Origin of the sequence: Burkholderia sp. BCC1047, assembly GCF_902833155.1 — a bacterium.
GTDB lineage: Bacteria > Pseudomonadota > Gammaproteobacteria > Burkholderiales > Burkholderiaceae > Burkholderia > Burkholderia sola.
Genome location: NZ_CADFEH010000007.1, coordinates 96823 through 116119, shown reverse-complemented (window position 1 = coordinate 116119; position 19297 = coordinate 96823). Strand labels below are relative to the sequence as shown.

At 67.2% G+C, this 19297-nt stretch carries 15 protein-coding genes; 2 read left to right on the top strand and 13 right to left on the bottom strand.

Translation table 11 applies throughout. The features are described 5' to 3' along the window. Positions 1–79: 79 nt before the first annotated feature. The 3 genes from phaC to HWX55_RS10300 form a co-directional block, all read right to left on the bottom strand. Positions 80–1942, bottom strand: coding sequence for a class I poly(R)-hydroxyalkanoic acid synthase (gene phaC / locus HWX55_RS10310; protein ID WP_175975507.1), 1863 nt, complete (start codon positions 1940–1942; stop codon positions 80–82). A gap of 362 nt (positions 1943–2304) precedes the next feature. Continuing rightward, on the bottom strand, positions 2305–3144 hold the full coding sequence (pgeF, locus tag HWX55_RS10305) for a peptidoglycan editing factor PgeF (RefSeq protein WP_175975506.1): 840 nt from the start codon (positions 3142–3144) through the stop codon (positions 2305–2307). Positions 3145–3150: 6 nt separating this feature from the next. Then, positions 3151–4359, bottom strand: coding sequence for an RluA family pseudouridine synthase (locus tag HWX55_RS10300; protein WP_175975505.1), 1209 nt, complete (start codon positions 4357–4359; stop codon positions 3151–3153). Between the two features lie 41 nt (positions 4360–4400). On the opposite strand from HWX55_RS10300, the gene HWX55_RS10295 reads away from it, so the two are divergent. Then, a complete protein-coding gene (locus HWX55_RS10295; RefSeq protein ID WP_046545840.1) occupies positions 4401–5225 on the top strand; it encodes an outer membrane protein assembly factor BamD in 825 nt (274 codons plus the stop codon). 120 nt (positions 5226–5345) lie between these two features. Here HWX55_RS10295 and HWX55_RS10290 read toward each other — a convergent pair whose 3' ends face one another. From HWX55_RS10290 to HWX55_RS10280, 3 genes are all read right to left on the bottom strand, one after another. Then, entirely contained in the window at positions 5346–7595 is a 2250-nt protein-coding gene (locus tag HWX55_RS10290; protein WP_175975504.1) for an ATP-dependent DNA helicase, read from the bottom strand. Positions 7596–7650: 55 nt separating this feature from the next. Beyond that, a complete protein-coding gene (locus HWX55_RS10285) occupies positions 7651–7866 on the bottom strand; it encodes a YdcH family protein (protein WP_006478692.1) in 216 nt (71 codons plus the stop codon). Between the two features lie 76 nt (positions 7867–7942). Next, positions 7943–8680, bottom strand: a complete 738-nt coding sequence (locus tag HWX55_RS10280; protein ID WP_175975503.1) for a hypothetical protein — start codon at positions 8678–8680, stop codon at positions 7943–7945. A gap of 164 nt (positions 8681–8844) precedes the next feature. Between HWX55_RS10280 and HWX55_RS10275 the strand changes: the two genes are divergently transcribed. Next, the gene (locus HWX55_RS10275; protein WP_124637690.1) at positions 8845–11169 is read left to right on the top strand and encodes a Tex family protein; all 2325 of its coding nucleotides are present in this window, start codon (positions 8845–8847) and stop codon (positions 11167–11169) included. 115 nt (positions 11170–11284) lie between these two features. On the opposite strand, the gene HWX55_RS10270 is transcribed toward HWX55_RS10275, so the two are convergent. The 7 genes from HWX55_RS10270 to hflK all read right to left on the bottom strand — a co-directional run bounded on the left by HWX55_RS10270 (position 11285) and on the right by hflK (position 19285). Then, a complete protein-coding gene (locus tag HWX55_RS10270) occupies positions 11285–13201 on the bottom strand; it encodes a potassium transporter Kup (RefSeq protein ID WP_050013185.1) in 1917 nt (638 codons plus the stop codon). A 274-nt stretch (positions 13202–13475) separates the two neighbouring features. After that, positions 13476–14072 carry a phosphoribosyltransferase gene (locus HWX55_RS10265; RefSeq protein WP_006478688.1) on the bottom strand — a complete coding sequence of 199 codons (597 nt, stop codon included), beginning with the start codon at positions 14070–14072 and terminating at the stop codon, positions 13476–13478. A 7-nt stretch (positions 14073–14079) separates the two neighbouring features. After that, positions 14080–15426, bottom strand: coding sequence for an adenylosuccinate synthase (locus HWX55_RS10260; protein ID WP_050013186.1), 1347 nt, complete (start codon positions 15424–15426; stop codon positions 14080–14082). Between the two features lie 113 nt (positions 15427–15539). Then, positions 15540–16688 (bottom strand): ATP phosphoribosyltransferase regulatory subunit, encoded by a 1149-nt coding sequence (locus HWX55_RS10255; protein ID WP_069620837.1) that lies wholly within the window; start codon positions 16686–16688, stop codon positions 15540–15542. Positions 16689–16801: 113 nt separating this feature from the next. Beyond that, positions 16802–16993: a DUF2065 domain-containing protein gene (locus HWX55_RS10250; RefSeq protein WP_012328623.1), complete on the bottom strand. Its 192-nt coding sequence runs from the start codon at positions 16991–16993 to the stop codon at positions 16802–16804. 36 nt (positions 16994–17029) lie between these two features. After that, entirely contained in the window at positions 17030–17929 is a 900-nt protein-coding gene (gene hflC, locus HWX55_RS10245) for a protease modulator HflC (protein WP_175975502.1), read from the bottom strand. 15 nt (positions 17930–17944) lie between these two features. Next, positions 17945–19285: an FtsH protease activity modulator HflK gene (hflK, locus tag HWX55_RS10240; protein WP_175975501.1), complete on the bottom strand. Its 1341-nt coding sequence runs from the start codon at positions 19283–19285 to the stop codon at positions 17945–17947. Positions 19286–19297 lie beyond the last annotated feature (12 nt).

Below are 19297 nucleotides of genomic sequence, written 5' to 3'. Positions count from 1 at the left end.
CACGACACGGCGCATCGTTACCGGCCCTGTTAAAAAAACTGCGGTGCGCCGGACAGCGTGCGCCGCTGTCCGGTTTTCGTCAATCGCGCTGCAATACGTAGCGCCCGGGCGCCGGCTCGATCACCGGGAATTGCGCGGAACCCGGCTGGGCCGGCGGCGCGACCTTGCGGCCGCCGTACGCGTCGAGCCACTCGACCCACGTCGTCCACCAGCTTCCCGGCTGCTCGGTCGCCGCGGCGAACCAGTCGTCCGCGGATTCGGGCAGGTCGTCGTTGATCCAGTAGCTGCGTTTCTTCTTCGCCGGCGGATTGATCACGCCCGCGATGTGCCCCGATGCACCGAGCACGAACTTCAGCGGCCCCGACAGGATCGACGTCGACGCGTAGGCCGTCTGCCACGGCACGATGTGATCCTCGCGCGAACCGTAGATGAAGGTCGGCACGTCGATCAGCGACAGGTCGACCGATTCGCCGCATACAGTCAGCGCGCCCGGTTCGCGCAGCTTGTTTTCGAGATAGGTATGGCGCAAGTACCACGCGTACATCGGGCCCGGCAGGCTCGTCGAGTCGCTGTTCCAGTACAGCAGGTCGAACGGCGCGGGCGTGCGGCCCTTCAGGTAGTTGTCGACGACGTAGTTCCACACGAGATCGTTCGGCCGCAGGAACGAGAACGTGTTCGCGAACTCGACGCCGCGCATCAGCCCCGGTTGCGCCCCGTTCTTGCCGCCGATGGTCTGCTCGCGCATCTGCACGTGCGCCTCGTCGACGAACACGTCGAGGATGCCCGTATCGGTGAAGTCGAGCATCGCGGTGAGCAGCGTCATCGATGCGGCCGGATGTTCGCCGCGCGCGGCGAGCACCGCGAGCGCGGTCGCGAGCATCGTGCCGCCGACGCAGAAGCCGAGCGTGTTGATCTGTTCGCGGCCGCTGACCTGCTGCACCGCGTCGATCGCCGCGAGCAGCCCTTCGTTCATGTAGTCGTCCCACGTCTTGTGCGCGACCGATGCGTCCGCATTGCGCCACGACACGAGGAACACCTGATGGCCGCTCGACAGCGCGTGCGCGACGAGCGAATTCTCGGGTTGCAGGTCGAGGATGTAGAACTTGTTGATGCACGGCGGGACGATCAGCAGCGGCCGCTCGAACACCTTGTCCGTCTTCGGCGTGTACTGGATCAGCTGGATCAGGTCGTTCTCGTACACGACCGCGCCTTCGGTACACCCAAGGTTCTTGCCGACCACGAACTGCGATTCGTCGGTCTGCGAAATCTTGCCGCGCTGCAAGTCGCCGAGCAGATTCATCATCCCCTGCCGCAGGCTTTCGCCGTGCGTTTCGAGGATCGATTTCTGTGCGTCGGGATTGAGTGCGAGGAAGTTGCTCGGCGCGGCGGCGGCCGTCCATTGCTGGACCGTGAAACGGATGCGCTCGCGCGTCTTCGGATCGGTCTGCAGCGCGTCGGCCAGTTCTTGCAGATAGCGCGCGTTGAGCAGATACCAGGCGGCCGCGAACGCATGCGCGGGCGACGCCTTCCACGCGTCGCCGCTGAAGCGGCGGTCTTTCAATTCCGGCGACTCGAGCTTCGCGGCGGCCGCCTGCTGCATCAGCGTCATGCAGTCGCGCGCGTAATCGGCCTGCAATGCCTGGAGCCGTTCCGGCGGAATCGCGGCCACCGGCAGCTTCAGCCCCGCGAACGGCGACGCCATCGCGCCGAAGTCGGGCATCGACGGCATCTGGAACGGAAACGACGTCGGAAACTGGAATGTCGCGAACGGATTGACGGAGGCCGATACCGTCGCGGCACGCGCCGGATCGGCAAAACCGCGCCACGCGTTCAACCACGACTCGAACATCTGCTGCATCGGCTGGGCGGCCGGATCGACACCGGCGCTGCCCGCGGAAGTGCCCGCATGCGCGGACGTCGACGAATTTTTCGATGCTGTCATTACCTGCCTTACCGGTGATTCGTGAGCGTCAATCGTGAAATCCTGCTCGCGCGCGGCGTGCCGGCTGCGAGCCGGGCCGTCATGCTCTGGAGAGGCGTCTCCAGATTCTGCCGCAGTGCGGTATTTTTATCATTATCGTTTTCCCCCATGTGAAGCGCACGGTCAAACCACTGAACATTTCAGCACGGAGATAATCCGTGCACGACAGACGGGACAAGGGTTCCGGCAAAACATAAAACATTTTTTCCGGCTTGACCTCGGGATTTTTCATTCAGTCGCGCATGCAACGCCGCATTGTCGCCTCAATATCGAGATAACCTGATTTCGCGGCGCAACAAAACCACGCGCGCATGCGCATGCCGTCAATCGGCCAGCCAGATTGCCGCGGCCATGCGGCCCGTCACGCGGTCGCGCCGGTACGAATAGAAGCGCGCGCGTTCGGCGACCGTGCACGCCGTCCCGCCGCTCACGTGCGCCACGCCCGCACGCGCGAGGCGCAGGCGCGCAAGCGCGTAGAGGTCGGCCAGAAACTTGCCGGGCGCGCCGTCGATCGCGACGAACGCATGACGGGTTTCATCATGCTCCGACTGCGGAGCCGTGTCGAGAAACGCGTCGCGCACGTCGGCGCCGACCTCAAACGCCTGCGGACCGATCGCCGGACCGAGATACGCATGCAGCGCGTCGATCGCGCCGCCCGCGAGCGCCGCGACGCGCGCGGCCGTCTGCTCGACGATGCCCGCCGCAAGCCCGCGCCAGCCTGCATGCGCGGCGCCGACCGCGCGGCCCTGCGCGTCGCACAGCAGCACGGGCAGGCAATCGGCCACCATCACCACGCAGACGGCGCCTGGCCGGTTCGTGACGCTCGCGTCGGCCCGCACCGGCGCCGTTGCAGCGGGCGCCGCGGCGATCACCTCGTCCGCCTGCACGATCTGCGCGCCGTGAACCTGCTCGAGCCACGCGGCGCCCGACTGGCCGGCGAGGGCGAGCACGCGCGCGCGATTGACGGCGACATGGTCGGGATCGTCACCGGTATGCAGGCCGAGATTCATTCCGCCCGGCAGCGCGGCACCGTCCCGCCAACGCCCGTACGGGCCTTCGCTCACACCGCCGTCGCGCGTCGTGATCAGCGCGCGCACGCGCGGCGATACCCGCCAGTCGGGCCGCACGCAGTCCTGCCACGTCAACGGCGCCAGGTTCGTCATCGACACTCACTCCTCCTCATCGTCCAGGTACGGCTCGTCGTCGTGATACTCGCCGCCGAAATCGTCATCGTCGTAGACACCGTCGTCGTCGTCGAATTCCTCGTCGCCCTGCCCGAAGCCGAGCGCCGCGACCAGTGCGTTCATGTCGTCCGGCAGCGGGCAGCGCCACTGCATCGCCTTGCCCGTGACCGGATGCACGAGGCCGAGCCGCCACGCATGCAGCGCCTGTCGCGCGAACCCGTCCGGCAGCGGCGCGACCGAGCGCTTGCCGCGCGCGCGCCCGTAGACGGGATCGCCGAGCAGCGGGTGCCCGGCGTGCGCGCAGTGCACGCGGATCTGGTGCGTGCGGCCGGTCTCGAGATCGCACTGAATCGCCGATACCGGCTGACGTTGCCACAGGCATGTGTCAACCGTTCGGAAATGCGTACGCGCGGGCTTGCCCGACGCGCCGGTGACGACAGCCATGCGCGTGCGCTCGCGCGGGTCGCGGCCGATCGGCGCGTCGATCGTGCCCTCCTCGGGCATCGTGCCCCACACCAGCGCGAAATAACGGCGCTTCACCGTGCGGGCCTGCAGTTGGCGCACGAGGTCCGTCTGCGCGGCCAGCGTGCGGGCGACCACCATCAGGCCGGAGGTTTCCTTGTCGAGCCGGTGGACGATCCCCGCGCGCGGCAGGCCGGCCGCCGCGTCGCCATAACGATGCAGCAGACCGTTGAGGATCGTGCCGCTCCAGTTGCCGGCGGCCGGATGGACGACGAGGCCGGCGGGCTTGTTGATGACGACGAGCGCGTCGTCCTCGTAGATCACGTCGAGCGGCACCGGCTCCGGCGTGAACGCGAGCTGCTCGGGCAGCAGATCGGGCACGAGCTGGATCTTCGCGCCGAGCGGCACCGGCTGACGGATCTTCGCCGGCGCGCCGTCGACGAGCACGCGCTGCGCGTCGATCCAGCTCTGCAGGCGGCTGCGCGAGAATTCGGGGAACAGTTGGGCAAGCGCCTTGTCGAGGCGTTCGCCCGCGAGCGACAGCGGCACTTCGACGATACGCGGCGCGTCGTCGCGCGCCGCGGACGGCACCACGGGCGGCTGCAATGCGTCGCCGGCCAGATCGTCATCGAGGGAATCCCCCGACGCAGCGTCGGCGGGCCGATCGCTTGGGCTATAATCTTCGCGATTTGGTGTGCCCGGCTGGGCATTCTGCGAACTTGAACGGGTCATTTAGACTGGGTCACCGAGACTTGAAGCTAGGACATGCGAGCATGATGAATTCGACCAAACGCACGGCCAGAACCGTCGCCGCCCGGGCTGCGGCGGTAGCGGCCGCGGCCCTCATCGCCGGCTGCCACGGCTTGCCGCAGAAGCAGGACGAGACGGCTACCTGGTCGAACAACAAATTATACTCAGAGGCCCAGGACGCACTGTCCGGCGGCGACTGGGGCAAGTGCGCGAAATATTTCGAATCGCTGCAAGGCCGCGATCCGTTCGGCCATTTCGCGCAACAGGCGCAGATCAACGTTGCCTACTGCAACTGGAAGGACAACGAAGCGGCAGCCGCCGACCAGGCCGTCGATCGCTTCATCCAGCTCCACCCCGATCATCCGGACATCCCGTACGCGTACTACCTGAAGGGGATGATCCACTTCAACGACGATCTCGGCCTGTTCGGGCGCTTCTCCGGCCAGGACATGAGCGAGCGCGATCCACAGGCGCTGCGCGAATCGTACGATGCGTTCAAGGTCGTCGTCGACCGCTTCCCGAAGAGCAAGTACGCGCCCGACGCGGCTGCACGGATGCGCTACATCGTCAACGCGCTCGCATCGCACGAAGTGCACGCGGCCGACTACTACTACCGGCGTGGCGCGTATGTCGCGGCCATCAACCGCGCGCAGCTCGCGATCAAGGACTACAAGGGCGCGCCGGCGATCGAGGATGCGCTGCACATCATGATCCTGTCGTACGGCAAGCTGAACCAGCCGGAACTCGCCGAGGACACCAAGCGCGTGCTCGCCGGCACGTTCCCCGACAGCCCGTACGTGACCGGCCATTCGCGCCCCGGCACGAAGAAGTCATGGTGGCAGTTCTGACGCACGGCGCGATGTAACATCCGTTGCGCACGCAAAAAACCCGGCCATCGAGCCGGGTTTTTTATTGGCGCCGCATTCGGGCGGCGCCGGGGCGTTCGCGCGGCATGCGCCGCGCGTGCGTCACGCGCCCTTGTCGGAGCGGCGCTCGTCGAAGAAATCCTGCACGACCGCGATCTCGCGCGTGCGCTTGAACGGCGGCAGGCTTTGCCAGATCCGGCGCCCGTACGGCTTGTCGACGAGCCGCGTGTCGCAGATCATCAGCACGCCGCGATCCGTCTCCGCCCGAATCAGCCGGCCCGCGCCCTGCTTCAGCGTGATCACGGCCTGCGGCAACTGGTGCACGGCGAACGGGCTCAGCCCCTTCTTCGTCAATGCATCGAGCCGCGCGGCCAGCACCGGATCGTCCGGCGGCGCGAACGGCAGCTTGTCGATCACGACCAGCGACAACGCATCGCCGCGCACGTCGACGCCTTCCCAGAAACTCTGACTGCCGACCAGGATCGCATTGCCGTACGCGCGAAAGCGGTCGAGCAACTCGGTGCGGCTGGCGTCGCCCTGCACGAGCAGCGGCATGTTCCAGCCGCGCGATTCGATCACGTCGCGCAGCTTCGACGCGATCCGGTCGACCGCGCGCAGCGTCGTGCACAGCATGAACACGCCGCCGCCAGATGCCTCGATCGCCGGCAGCGCGGCATCGAAGACGGCATCGGTAAACGCCGGCGACGACGGCTGCGGCAGGTTGCGCGGCACGTACAGCAGCCCCTGCGACTGGTAATCGAACGGGCTCGCGAGCGTCATCGAACGACGCGAACTGAGGCCCATCTGCGCCGCGTAGTGCGTGAAATCGCCGCGCACCGACAACGTGGCCGACGTAAACACCCATGCGCGCGGCACGCCCGCCCGCTGCTTCGCGAAAATCGGCGCGACCGACAGCGGCGTTTCGTGCAGCTGCACGGTATGCGCGAACACCTCGACCCAGCGCACCTTCTCGTTCGGATCGCCGTCGGCGGCCGCCTTGTCGCCGGCCACCGACGCATCGGCCTGCGCGGCTGCTTCCGCCGCGCCGGGCGCGACCCAGCCGGCCAGCAGGTCCTGCAGCTCGCGGGCCCGCCGCAGGCACGCACCGAGCGATTCCGCGCGCTCTGCCTGGCCCGCGAGCGCCGATGCGAGCGCATCGAGCGCAGCGTCGAGCGCGTCGAGCGCACCGAACATCGGGTGATCGTCGCCGAGCTGCGCGAGCGACATGCGCACGATCTGGTCGTTCGCGAACGCGAGGCGCAAGTCGCGCGCCGCGCGCTCGAGATCGCCGCCGAGCTTCACCCACTCGACCGCGTCGCGCGCATGGCTCAGGCCTTCGGCCACCGTGTCGCGCGCGAGCTCGAGGATCTGCGTCGTCGACAGCGTCTCGCCGAAGAACAGCGTCGCCGTCTCCGGCAACTGGTGCGCTTCGTCGAAGATGATCGTGTTCGCGTTCGGCAGCAGTTCGGCCATCCCCGTGTCGCGCAGCATGATGTCCGCGAAGAACAGGTGATGGTTGACGACGACGACGTCGGCCTGCTGGGCCTCGCGCCGCGCCTGCATCACGAAGCATTCCTTGTAGTGCGGGCATTCCTGGCCGAGGCAGTTGTCGCGCGTCGACGTGACCATCGACCACACGGGCGCGTTTTCCGGCACGCTCGCGAGTTCGGCCTTGTCGCCGCTCTTCGTGATTTTCGCGAAGCGGACGATTTCCTGCAGATAAGCGGTATCTTGCCGCGACGGCAGCCGGCCGTTGTCGGCCGTGCGCTGCAGGTAGTAGTGGCACAGGTAGTTGGCGCGGCCCTTGAGCATCGCGACCGTCACCGGCACCGCGAGCGCGTTGCGCACGGTGGGGATATCGCGCTGGAACAGCTGGTCCTGCAGGTGCTTCGTGCCGGTCGACACGATCACCTTGCCGCCCCACAGCATCGCGGGCACCAGATACGCGTAGGTCTTGCCGGTACCCGTGCCGGCCTCGACGATCAGCGTGTTGTCGCCGGCGTCGCTGTCGGATTCGGTTGCCGCCGCATCCTCCGCGGCCGGCCCGCCCGGCTTGTCGGCGTCGCCCAGGCGGCGCGCCGGCCGCTTGCGGGTTTCGAAGATCTCGGGCTCGGGCATCCGGCGTGCCGACGCTTCCATCGCGGACGCGACCGCGCGCGCCATCTCGATCTGCGACGTACGCGGCCGATAGCCGTCGAGCGCGCGCGCCAGCAACCCGCCAACGCCGAAGATCGTGTCGAGTTCGTCGACGCGCTTACGGCTCAGCTCGAAGGTGCCTTCGGGCGCACGAGCGCGCCCGGCGGACGTCGTGTCACGCCGGGCATCGGGGGTGGCTTCAAGCGGTGAATTCAAGGCAAGCGTTCCTGTGTCCAGCGCCCGGGCGGCGCCGGCGCTTGCCAGGCCGCGCTCAGGCGCGCTTATCCGGTTCGAGCTGCGATTGCAGCAAAATGATTTTGTCCTTGGCCGCCAGCTTTTCCTTCTTCAGCCGGTGCAGCGTGATGTCGTCGATGTCGGAGTGTCCTTCCTTCAGCTCGATCTCCCGAGCGAGCTGCTGGTGCTGCTCCTGCAATGCAGCCAAACGGTTGTGCAATTCCTGCTGCTGTTCCGTGTGACGGTTTTGCATACTTGCCTCCTCATCGAAGCAGCGCGACGACTGGCGTGCCGACGCGCCCGAGACTGATCCCGATCAATTCAACACGTTACTGCCCCTGCTGTTGCTGCTGCTTGGCCTTCTGGGCCGCTTCCTGCTGACGCCGCTCGACATCGGCCTTGTGCTGCGCGGCTTCCTTCTGCTTCTGCTCGTAGCGCGTGGCGTTGTCCGCCCGCTCCTGCGCCTTCTGCGCGGCCTGCTGGTGCGCCTGGTCGAGCTTGCGCTGGAAATCCGCCTGCTTCTGGTCGTATGCCTGCTTGCTCGCCGCGCGTTGCGGCCCTTCCGCGCCGCGCTGCGCCTGCTTCAGTGCATTCTGCTCCTGCTTGTCGCGGAATGCAGCCGCGTTGGCCGCGTCGTTCGCCGCCCGCTGCGGCGCTTCCGCCGCGTTCTGGGCCTGCTTCAGCGCCTGCTGCTGGTCGCGCTGCTGCGCCCGCACCGCGCGCTGCTCGTCGTTGAGCGCGAGCTGCTCCTGGCGGATGCTCGCGCGCTCCTCGCGCATCTGGTCGCGCGCCTTGCCCAGACAGTGATTGACGAAGAATTTGCTGTAGCACTCATGCTCCGCCACCGCATAACGATAATCGTTTTCCGCGGAGCGTTGATTGAGCACTTTTTGACGGGCGTCGAAATCCGGGGCGGCGGAGGCGGCAACGGGCGCGGACGCGGCGGCGTCCGAGGCCTGCGCGAATGCACCGGAAGGCCCGGCAGACAAAGCCGCGGCGAGCGCTGCGCCGAGCGCGACGAGAGAAATACGGGAAGTTGGCAACGTCGTAGGAAAGCTGCGGGACATGTGTCAAATTCTATCACCCCCGGCTGGACGCTCCGCCATTTATGGCAAAATGCCCCGCTTCATTCACCCGCGGCCTCTGGCCCGCCGGGCCCGCCGAGCAGCCCGCCGCTTCGGGCCTGCCGGCCCGCACCGCGATTTCAGCAGGCAGACAGACCATCCACGACATGACGGAAACCGTAGCACTCAAGATCGTACAGCGCATCGCCACCGAACTGTCCGTCCAGCCGCGCCAGGTCGCGGCGGCCGTGCAACTCCTCGACGAAGGCTCGACCGTTCCGTTCATTGCCCGGTACCGCAAGGAAGTGACCGGCAACCTGGACGACACGCAGCTGCGCAACCTCGAGGAACGCCTCCTGTACCTGCGCGAGCTCGAGGATCGCCGCGCCGCGATCCTGTCGAGCATCGACGAACAGGGCAAGCTGACCGACGAACTGCGCGCCGCGATCGATGCGGCCGACAGCAAGCAGGTGCTCGAGGACCTTTATCTGCCGTATAAGCCGAAGCGCCGCACCCGGGCGCAGATCGCCCGCGAGGCCGGCCTCGAGCCGCTCGCGCACGCGCTGCTCGCGAACCCGCTGCTCGACCCGCAGGCCGAGGCGGCCGCGTATGTCGACGCCGACAAGGGCGTCGCCGACGTGAAAGCGGCGCTCGATGGCGCGCGCGACATCCTGTCCGAGCAGTTCGGCGAGACGGCGGAGCTGCTCGGCAAGCTGCGCGACTACCTGCACAGCCAGGGCGTCGTGTCGTCGGCCGTCGTCGAGGGCAAGGAAAACGAGGAAGGCGAGAAATTCCGCGACTATTACGACTACGCGGAAACGATCAAGACCGTGCCGTCGCACCGCGCGCTCGCGCTGTTCCGCGGCCGCAACGCGGGCGTGCTGACGATCAAGCTCGGCCTCGGCGAGGAACTCGACGCGCAGGTGCCGCATCCGGGCGAGGCGATGATCGCGCGCCATTTCGGCATCGCGAACCAGAACCGTCCGGCCGACAAATGGCTGTCCGACGTCTGCCGCTGGTGCTGGCGCGTGAAGGTGCAGCCGCATATCGAAAACGAACTGCTCACGCAGCTGCGCGAAACGGCCGAAACCGAAGCAATCCGCGTGTTCGCACGCAATCTGAACGACCTGCTGCTGGCCGCGCCGGCCGGCCCGAAGGCCGTGATCGGCCTCGACCCGGGCCTGCGCACGGGCGTGAAGGTCGCGGTCGTCGACCGCACCGGGAAGGTGCTCGCGACCGATACGATCTACCCGCACGAGCCGCGCCGCGACTGGGACGGCTCGATCGCGAAACTCGCGCGCATCGCCGCGCAGACGCAGGCCGAACTGATCAGCATCGGCAACGGCACCGCATCGCGCGAAACCGACAAGCTCGCGAGCGAACTGATCGCGAAACACCCGGAGCTGCGGCTGCAGAAGATCGTCGTGTCCGAGGCCGGCGCGTCGGTCTACTCGGCGTCCGAGCTCGCCGCGAAGGAATTCCCGGACCTCGACGTGTCGCTGCGCGGCGCCGTGTCGATCGCCCGCCGCCTGCAGGACCCGCTCGCCGAGCTCGTGAAGATCGAGCCGAAGGCGATCGGCGTCGGCCAGTACCAGCACGACGTGAACCAGCGCGAACTCGCCCGCTCGCTCGACGCGGTCGTCGAGGATTGCGTGAACGCGGTCGGCGTCGACGCGAACACGGCGTCGGCCCCGCTGCTCGCCCGCGTGTCGGGCCTGAACGCGACGCTCGCGCGCAACATCGTCGACTACCGCGATGCGAACGGCCCGTTCCCGTCGCGCGAGCACCTGCGCAAGGTGCCGCGCCTCGGCGACAAGACCTTCGAACAAGCCGCCGGCTTCCTGCGCATCAACGGCGGCGAGAATCCGCTCGACCGCTCGTCGGTGCACCCGGAAGCGTATCCGGTCGTCGAACGGATGCTCGCGAAGATCAACAAGCGCATCGACGACGTGCTCGGCAACCGCGAAGCGCTGTCGGGCCTGTCCCCGACGGAATTTGTTGACGAACGTTTCGGCCTGCCGACCGTGCGCGACATCCTGGCCGAACTGGAGAAGCCGGGCCGCGATCCGCGCCCGGAATTCAAGACGGCCACGTTCCGCGAAGGCGTCGAGAAGGTATCGGATCTCGTGCCGGGCATGACGCTCGAAGGCGTCGTGACGAACGTCGCCGCGTTCGGCGCGTTCGTGGATATCGGCGTGCACCAGGACGGCCTCGTCCACGTGTCCGCGATGTCGACGAAGTTCGTCAAGGACCCGCACGAAGTCGTGAAGGCCGGCCAGGTCGTCAAGGTGAAGGTGATCGACGTCGACGTGAAGCGCCAGCGCATTGCGCTGACGATGCGCCTCGACGACGACGCGGCAGCGCCCGGCATGACGTCGCGCGGCGGCCAGGATCGCGGCAACGCGGGCCGCGGCGCCGCCCGCCCGCAGCGTTCGCGCGAGCCGGAACCGGCCGGCGCGATGGCCGCCGCATTCGCGAAGCTGAAGCGCTGAGCACGCGAAGCGTCGACGCACAAAAAACCCGCCGAAAGGCGGGTTTTTTATTGCTTCGGCGACACGCGTCGCCTGCTCGGCATGGGCCGCCGCATGGGCGGCCCCATCGCGCCCGTCAGATCTCGATCTTGGTGCCGAGCTCGACGACGCGGTTCGCCGGAATCGAGAAGAAGTCGGTCGGCTTCGCCGCGTTCTGATGCATCCACGCGAACACGCGCTCGCGCCAGATCGACATGCCCGGCAGATGCGTCGGCACCACCGTTTCGCGCGCGAGGAAGAACGACGTGTCCATCAGTTCGAACGTCATGTCGTGCGTGCGACCGAATTCCTCGAGCACGGCCTTCACGTCCGGCGTCTCGTTGAAGCCGTACTCGGCCTTGACGATGTACAGCCCGCCGCTCGCATCGCGCGAACTCAGGCGCTTGTCGTCGCGCACGTACGGAATGTCGCGCGTGACGAACGTCAGGAAAATGGTCCGTTCGTGCAGCACCTTGTTGTGCTTCAGGTTGTGCAGCAGGCTGACGGGCACGAGCTTGTCGTTGCCGGTCAGGTAGATCGCGGTGCCCGACACGCGGTGCGGCGGATGCGCGAGCAGCCCTTGCAGGAACGGCTCGAGCGGGATACCGTCGGCCGCCGTGCGTTCCTTGACGATGTGACGCCCCTTGTACCAGGTCATCAACAGGAAGAACAACAGCGCGCCGATGCCGAGCGGCAGCCAGCCGCCCTGCGCGACCTTCAGCAGGTTCGCGCCGAAAAAGCCGAGGTCGATCGCGAGGAACACGGTGATGATCGCACCGACCAGCAGCCGGTTCCAGTTCCACACCTTGACCATCACGACGCACGCGAGCACGGTCGTGATCACCATCGTCGCCGTCACCGCGATGCCGTACGCGGCCGCGAGGTTGTCGGAGCTCTTGAAGCCGACGACGATACAGAGGATCACGGCCAGCAGCAGCCAGTTCACGACCGGCACGTAGATCTGGCCGATCGCGAGTTCGGACGTATGCAGCACCTTCATGCGCGGCACGTAGCCGAGCTGGATCGCCTGCGACGTCAACGAATACGCACCCGAGATCACCGCTTGCGACGCGATCACGGTCGCGACCGTCGACAGCACGACGAGCGGCAGCAGCCCCCATTCGGGCGCCAGCAGGAAGAACGGGTTTTCGATCGCCTTCGGATTCTGGATCAGCAGCGCGCCCTGGCCGAAGTAGTTCAGCACGAGCGACGGCATCACGAGCCCGTACGCGGCGTACCGGATCGGCTTTGCGCCGAAGTGCCCCATGTCCGCGTAGAGCGCTTCCGCGCCGGTCAGCACCAGCACGACCGAGCCGAGCACGACGTACGCCTGCAGCAGGTGGTCGGCCATGAACGACGCCGCGTAATACGGATTGATTGCCGCGATGATGCCCGGCACGCGCACGATGTGGTACACGCCGAGCGCCGCGATCACGACGAACCACAGCACCATGATCGGGCCGAACAGCTTGCCGACCAGCGCGGTGCCGTGCCGCTGGATCCAGAACAGCGCGATCAGGATCACGATCGTGATCGGCAGCACGAGATGGGACAGGTGCGGCGTCGCGATCTCCAGACCTTCGACGGCCGACATCACCGAGATCGCCGGCGTGATCACCGCGTCCCCGTAGAACATGCACGCGCCGAATATCCCGAGCGCCATCAGCGCGCCCGCGACCCGGGTTTTGGAATCGAGCGGCCGCAGTGACAGCGCCATCAGCGCGAGCACGCCGCCTTCGCCGTTGTTGTCCGCCCGCATCACGAACAGCAGGTACTTGACGCCGACCACCAGCACGATCGCCCAGAACAGCAGCGAAATCACGCCGAGAATCGACCCTTCGGTCAGCGGGATGCCGTGCGCGGGGCTGAACGCCTCCTTGAGCGAATACAACGGGCTGGTGCCGATGTCGCCGAACACGACGCCGATGGCTGCTATCGCTAGCGCCCGCATCGAGTGTTGTTGCGTCGAATGCGGCGCGTGTGCGGCGTCGGTCGCGTGAGTCGTGTCGTTCATATGAAGCGTAATAATCGGGTCCGGGTCGGACAAAACGAGCGCTATTCTACTCGCGCCCCCGTGAAACACCGCCCTGCCGTGTTGCCGTGGAACCACGCGATCCACGCTGCGCATGCAATCCGACGCGAGCTGTGGCAGGGCTGCCATCATAGCCGGGGCCGCGCCGCCTGCCTATCGGGTGCGCAACGCGCACCGCGTGGCGCACCGCGCGCGCCAACGAAAAACGGCGCCGCAAGCGGCGCCGTACAAGGCTTTCCTTCGATCGGCCGGCCGCTTATGCGCCCGAACCGTCGCGCTGCGCGCGACCGCGCTTGATCCACGCCTCGAGGTTGTGCGGACGCACGGTGTCCCACTCCTCGAACGGCTGATGAATCCACGGATTCGTGGGCAGGAACTGCGTGTGATAGTCCGGCTTGACCTTCGAGCAACCCTTGTACCAGAGCACGGCCGAACGCACGGCCGTGACCGCCGGATAGCGCTCCTTCAGGTGCTCCTGCACGCGCGCGAGCGTGACGCCCGAATCGACGAGATCGTCGACCAGCAGCACGTTGCCCGCGAGATGGCCGCGCGTCATCGTGATGTACTGCGCGATGTCGAGCTCGCCCTGCTCGGTGCCGGCCGCTTCCCGGTACGAGCTCGTCGCGAGGATCGCGAGCGGCACGTCATAGATGCGCGACAGCTGGTCGCCGACGCGCAGGCCGCCGCGCGCGAGGCACAGGATCTGGTCGAACTTCCAGCCCGACGCATGCACCTGGAGCGCGAGCAGCTCGATCAGACGGTGATACTCGTCCCAGCCTACCCACAGATTCTTGTCGTCGTTGCGCGGATCGGTCATCAAGTCTGCCGCCGTCATCGTGATTTGCTGCGTCATCTGGCAATTACACCTTGAACGGATGGCGGAGCAGGATCGTTTCGTCGCGGTCCGGGCCCGTCGACACCATGTCGACCGGCACGCCAGCCACTTCCTGGACGCGGGCGAGGTAGGCCTGCGCATTCGCCGGCAGCGCGTCCCACGTATTGATCCCGACGGTGCTTTCCTTCCAGCCGGGGAACGTCTCGTACACCGGCTCGCAACGCGCGACGTCGACCGCGCCGCGCGGCAGGATGTCCACGTCCTTGCCGTCGACCCGGTAGCCGACGCACAGCTTCACTTCGTCGAGGCCGTCGAGCACGTCGAGCTTCGTCATGCACAGGCCCGACACGCCGTTGATCTGGATCGAGCGACGCAGCGCAGCCGCATCGAGCCAGCCGGTGCGGCGCGGACGGCCGGTGACCGAACCGAATTCCTTGCCGACGTTCGCGAGCGTGACGCCGATCTGGTCCTGACGCTGCGGGTTGTCCGCATCGTACAGCTCGCTCGGGAACGGGCCCGAGCCGACGCGCGTGCAATACGCCTTCGTGATGCCGAGGATGTAGTTGAGCTTCTGCGGACCGACGCCCGCGCCGGCCGACGCCGCACCCGCGACGCAGTTGCTCGACGTGACGAACGGATAGGTGCCGTGGTCGATGTCGAGCAGCGTGCCTTGCGCGCCTTCGAACAGCAGGTTCTGGCCCGCGTTGTTCGCGTCGTACAGACGGCGCGACACATCGGCCACCATCGGCTTCAGGCGGTCGGCATAGCCGAGCATCGTGTCGAGCGTGGCCTGAAAATCGACGGCCGCGCCGCCCAGATACTGGGTCAGCACGAAATTGTGGAAATCGAGATTTTCGCGCAGACGATCGGCGAAGGTCTTCGCGTCGAACAGGTCCTGCACGCGCAGCGCGCGGCGGCCGACCTTGTCTTCGTACGCGGGGCCGATGCCGCGGCCGGTCGTGCCGATCTTGCCCGCGCCCTTGCGCGCTTCGCGCGCCTGGTCGATCGCGATGTGGTACGGCAGGATCAGCGTCGTGGCTTCGGAGATGAACAGACGGTCGCGCACGTTCACGCCGGCTTCTTCAAGCTCGCCGATTTCCTTGAACAGTGCTTCGGGGGACAGCACGACGCCGTTGCCGATGTAGCAGGCGACGCCTTCACGCATGATGCCCGACGGAATGAGGCGCAAGATCGTTTTCTTGCCGCCGATGATGAGGGTGTGGCCGGCGTTGTGACCGCCCTGGAAACGCACGACGCCCTGAGCGTGGTCCGTCAGCCAGTCGACGATCTTGCCCTTGCCTTCATCACCCCATTGCGTTCCCACGACGACGACATTGCGCCCGGGAGTCACGTTCACTGCGCTGGCAGACATGTTGATTCGTTAGCTGGTTAAAAACGTATTCTACCTATGTTCGCGGGCGTTTCCGAATTTTTCCGTTTCGCTTCAACGATATGCACGCCGAAGCACGGCCCGCGAACACCTCTTTATCGGGGTTCGACCACCCATGCGCCGTTGCGCTCGACGAGCGAACGATCGCACGCGAACTCGTCGAGCACGTGGTCGTGGCCCGGCAGCGCCTGGATCACGACCTCGCCCGCATCCCGCAGCGCCGCGACGGCCGCGCCCAGCGCGTCGTCCTGCGCCCACGGCGCGAGAATCGCGGTGCCGCGCGCCTCGACCGGCGAAATCCGCGCGAGCTCGCGCAGGTCGAGCGAGAAGCCGGTCGCCGGACGGGCACGACCATAGGCCTGCCCCACGTGGTCGTAACGGCCGCCGCGCGCGATCGCGTTCGGCACGCCGTCGACGTAGGCGCTGAACATCGCGCCGCTGTGATATGCGTAGCCGCGCAGGTCGGCGAGATCGATCGCGACTTCGACGCCCTTCGCCTGCGACGCAAGCTGCGCGAGATCGTCGAGCGCCCGCGTGATTTCGGGCAGCACCGGCAGGCGCGTGCGCGCCTCGGCGAGCACGCTCGCATCGCCGTACAGATTCGGCAGCGCGCGCAGCGCGGCGCGCGTATCGGCGCCGAGATCGTCGGTGAGTTCGTTCAGCAGCGGCACGTCCTTGCCCGACAGCGCGTCGTACAGCGACTCGCCGCGCTCGGCGGCCTGCGCGTCGCGCGCCAGCAGCGCCGCGAGCACGCCCGCGTGACCGAGGTCGAGCCGGATGCGCGACAGGCCCGCGAGATGCAGCGCGTCGAGCATCAGTTGCTGGATCTCGAGATCGGCTTCGAGCCCGGCGTGCCCGTAGATTTCGGCGCCGATCTGGATCTGCTCGCGCGTCGCGTGCAGGCCGCGCGGACGCGTATGCATCACGTGGCCCGCGTAGCAAAGGCGCGTCACGCCCTGACGGTTCAGCAGGTGCGCGTCGATCCGTGCGACCTGCGGCGTGATGTCCGCGCGCAGGCCGAGCGTGCGGCCCGACAGCTGATCGACCAGCTTGAAGGTGCGCAGGCGCAGATCGGCGCCGCCGCTCGTCAGCAGCGACTCGAGATATTCGAGCAGCGGCGGCATCACCATTTCGTAGCCGTACGAACGGAAGCGGTCGAGCAGCCTGCGGCGCAGCTCCTCGATCTTGCGCGCTTCCGACGGCAGTACGTCGGCGATATTCTCGGGAAGTAACCAGGTCGACATCGGTACGGTCCTACGACGGGAAACGGCGCGCGTCACGCGCGCCGCGAGTTGAATCGGAACTTCGAAATCGGGCGGAACGAACGGCGGATGCGCCGTCCGGATCGGGGTGCCGGTCAGGTCGCGAGCAACAGCAGCACGAGCCCGAGCACCATCACGATCAGCCCGCCGATCCGGATATGATGCGGCGGTCGCTCCGCTATTCTACGAAACGTGTCGCGCCATGCGGACGGAAACACGAAGGGGAATGCACCCTCGATAATCAGCATCAGCGCTACTGCGAGCAACAACGAGCCAGCCAGGTCCATGCGAGCGACGGCGCCGCTCGACGCGGCGCCCCAAGGTCAATGTTTGCGGGGAGCAGGCGCCGCCGGTGCGGCACCGCCCGTCGGGCTGCGCATGAAGCGGAAGAACTCGCTGTCGGGATCGACGACGATGATGTCGTTGCGCTTGAACGTGTTCCGGTACGCCTGCAGGCTCGCGTAGAACTGATAGAACTGCGGATCGCGGCCGAACGCGTCGGCGGCGATCGTCGCGGCCTTCGCATCGCCCTCGCCCTTGATCGTCTGCGCGGACTTGTATGCGTTCGCGAGCACGGCCTGCTGCTCGCGTTCGGCGTCGGCCTTGATCTGCTCGACGTCGGCCGCGCCTTGCGCACGCACCTGGGCCGCCTGATCGCGCAGCGCGCCGATCATCCGCTGATAGACCGCGTCCGTCTGCGCGGCGGGCAGGTCGACACGCGTCAGCTGCACGTCGACCACGTCGACGCCGAAACCGGACGCTTGCGCCTTCGCCGTATCGCGCGCCGCATCGGCGATCGCGCGCTGACCGCCGAGGGCGTCGTCGAGCGCGCGCTTGCCGAATGCGTCGCCGAGCGCGCCCTTCAGCGCGCCGGACAGCCGGTCGGCCGCCGCCGCCGAATCGCCGCCCGTCGCGGTGAAATATTTCATCGGATCGCTGATCCGGTACTTCACCGCATACGCGACGAGCAGGTCGTGCTTGTCTTCGGTCGCCAACTGCAGCGGATCGGACGACTCGAGCGACTGCACGCGCGTGTCGATCAGCGTGGCCGTCTGCAACGGCGGCGGCAGCTTGAAATGGACGCCGGGGCCCGCGAGCTCCGGCTGCGCGCCGTCGCGACCCGACAGCACGGCCGCATGGCGCGGATCGACGGTGAGGACCGTCGACGACGCCGCGAAGGCAACGATCACGATTGCGACGACGAGCGCAATGATTCGGTTCATGTTCTGCGCTCCCCGTTACTTCGTATCGTCTTCACGCGACCGGCTGCGAAACGCTTCACGCGATCGCAGCACGTCGACACCCGACGCCGTGGCCGCCGGTGCGGCGCTCGCCGGCGCGGCTGCCGCCGGCGCCGTGGCCGCCGGTACCGACGCCGCATCGGGCGCGGACGCGCCGGTCGACGCCGCGGCGTTTTGCCGCCCCTGCTCGACGAGCTTGTCGAGCGGCAGGTACACGACGCTGTTGCCGCCCTTGTTGCCGACGAACACCTTCGTCGCGTTCGAATAGATTTCCTGCATCGTCTCGAGGTACATCCGCTCGCGGATGACCGCAGGCGCCTTCGAGTACTGCGCATAGACCTGCTTGAAGCGGTCCGCGTCGCCCTCGGCTTGCGTGACCACGCGATCGGCATACGCCTTCGCTTCGTCGACGAGCTTCGCCGCATCGCCCTGGGCCTTCGGCAGCAGGTCGCTCGCATACGCCTGCGCGGCGCGCTTCGCGGCCTCGCGCTCGTCGCGCGCCTTCGCGACTTCGGCGTACGCGGCCTGGGTCTGCTCGGGCGCCGCGACGCTCTGTATCGTGACGGCCGTCACCTCGAGCCCCGACTGGTAGCGGTCGAGATCGCGCTGGATCGCGGTGGACAGCTGCTCGCGCAGCGCATCGCGATCCTGATTCAGCATGTCGGCCGCGCTGCGCGTGCCGACGATCGCGCGCACCGCGGCCTGCGCGGCCTGCGACACGCTGCGCTCGGGATCGACGCTGCGGAACAGATAATCGGTGGCGGAACGGATCCGGTACTGGACGATGAAGCGCACGTCGACGATGTCGGCATCGCGCGTCAGCATCGCGGCTTCCTTCACGTTCGCGAGGCGCACGACGTTGTTGCGGCCGATCTCGATCGAGCGGACCTGCGACGTGTCGACGATCTCGTGCGACGCGAACGGATACGGCGCGCGCCAGTGCACGCCCTGGCCGACCGTGCCCGACAGCTTGCCGAACTGCAGCACGACGCCCGTCTGGCCTTCCTGCACGACGAACAGCCCGCTGCCCGCATACACCGCGACCAGCACGCCGATCACGATGCCGACGCCGACCCGGGCGGCCCGGCCGTTGTCGGGACGGAAGCCGTTGCCGCCCTTGCCGCCGAACAGGCCGCTCAGGCGCCGGTTGAAGTTGCGCCACATCTCGTCGAGATCGGGCGGACCGTCGCCGTCGCCGCCTTGCGGACGCTTCGATTCGTTCGCGCGGGGGCGGGATCCGTCCTTGCCATTGCCTTCGCCGCGTCCCCAGCGGGGATCGTTGATCGACAGCAAGGCGCGCATCCGCCGCCAGGTACTCCGCTCGTTGTATTCGTTCACCAGAGTTTGTTC

Bases quoted from the DNA above. Each gene is read 5' to 3' on its own strand.
- phaC (WP_175975507.1), bottom strand. From the start codon at position 1,942: ATGACAGCATCGAAAAATTCGTCGACGTCCGCGCATGCGGGCACTTCC.
- pgeF (WP_175975506.1), bottom strand. From the start codon at position 3,144: ATGACGAACCTGGCGCCGTTGACGTGGCAGGACTGCGTGCGGCCCGAC.
- HWX55_RS10300 (WP_175975505.1), bottom strand. From the start codon at position 4,359: ATGACCCGTTCAAGTTCGCAGAATGCCCAGCCGGGCACACCAAATCGC.
- HWX55_RS10295 (WP_046545840.1), top strand. From the start codon at position 4,401: ATGATGAATTCGACCAAACGCACGGCCAGAACCGTCGCCGCCCGGGCT.
- HWX55_RS10285 (WP_006478692.1), bottom strand. From the start codon at position 7,866: ATGCAAAACCGTCACACGGAACAGCAGCAGGAATTGCACAACCGTTTG.
- HWX55_RS10280 (WP_175975503.1), bottom strand. From the start codon at position 8,680: ATGTCCCGCAGCTTTCCTACGACGTTGCCAACTTCCCGTATTTCTCTC.
- HWX55_RS10275 (WP_124637690.1), top strand. From the start codon at position 8,845: ATGACGGAAACCGTAGCACTCAAGATCGTACAGCGCATCGCCACCGAA.
- HWX55_RS10270 (WP_050013185.1), bottom strand. From the start codon at position 13,201: ATGAACGACACGACTCACGCGACCGACGCCGCACACGCGCCGCATTCG.
- HWX55_RS10265 (WP_006478688.1), bottom strand. From the start codon at position 14,072: ATGACGCAGCAAATCACGATGACGGCGGCAGACTTGATGACCGATCCG.
- HWX55_RS10260 (WP_050013186.1), bottom strand. From the start codon at position 15,426: ATGTCTGCCAGCGCAGTGAACGTGACTCCCGGGCGCAATGTCGTCGTC.
- HWX55_RS10255 (WP_069620837.1), bottom strand. From the start codon at position 16,688: ATGTCGACCTGGTTACTTCCCGAGAATATCGCCGACGTACTGCCGTCG.
- HWX55_RS10250 (WP_012328623.1), bottom strand. From the start codon at position 16,993: ATGGACCTGGCTGGCTCGTTGTTGCTCGCAGTAGCGCTGATGCTGATT.
- hflC (WP_175975502.1), bottom strand. From the start codon at position 17,929: ATGAACCGAATCATTGCGCTCGTCGTCGCAATCGTGATCGTTGCCTTC.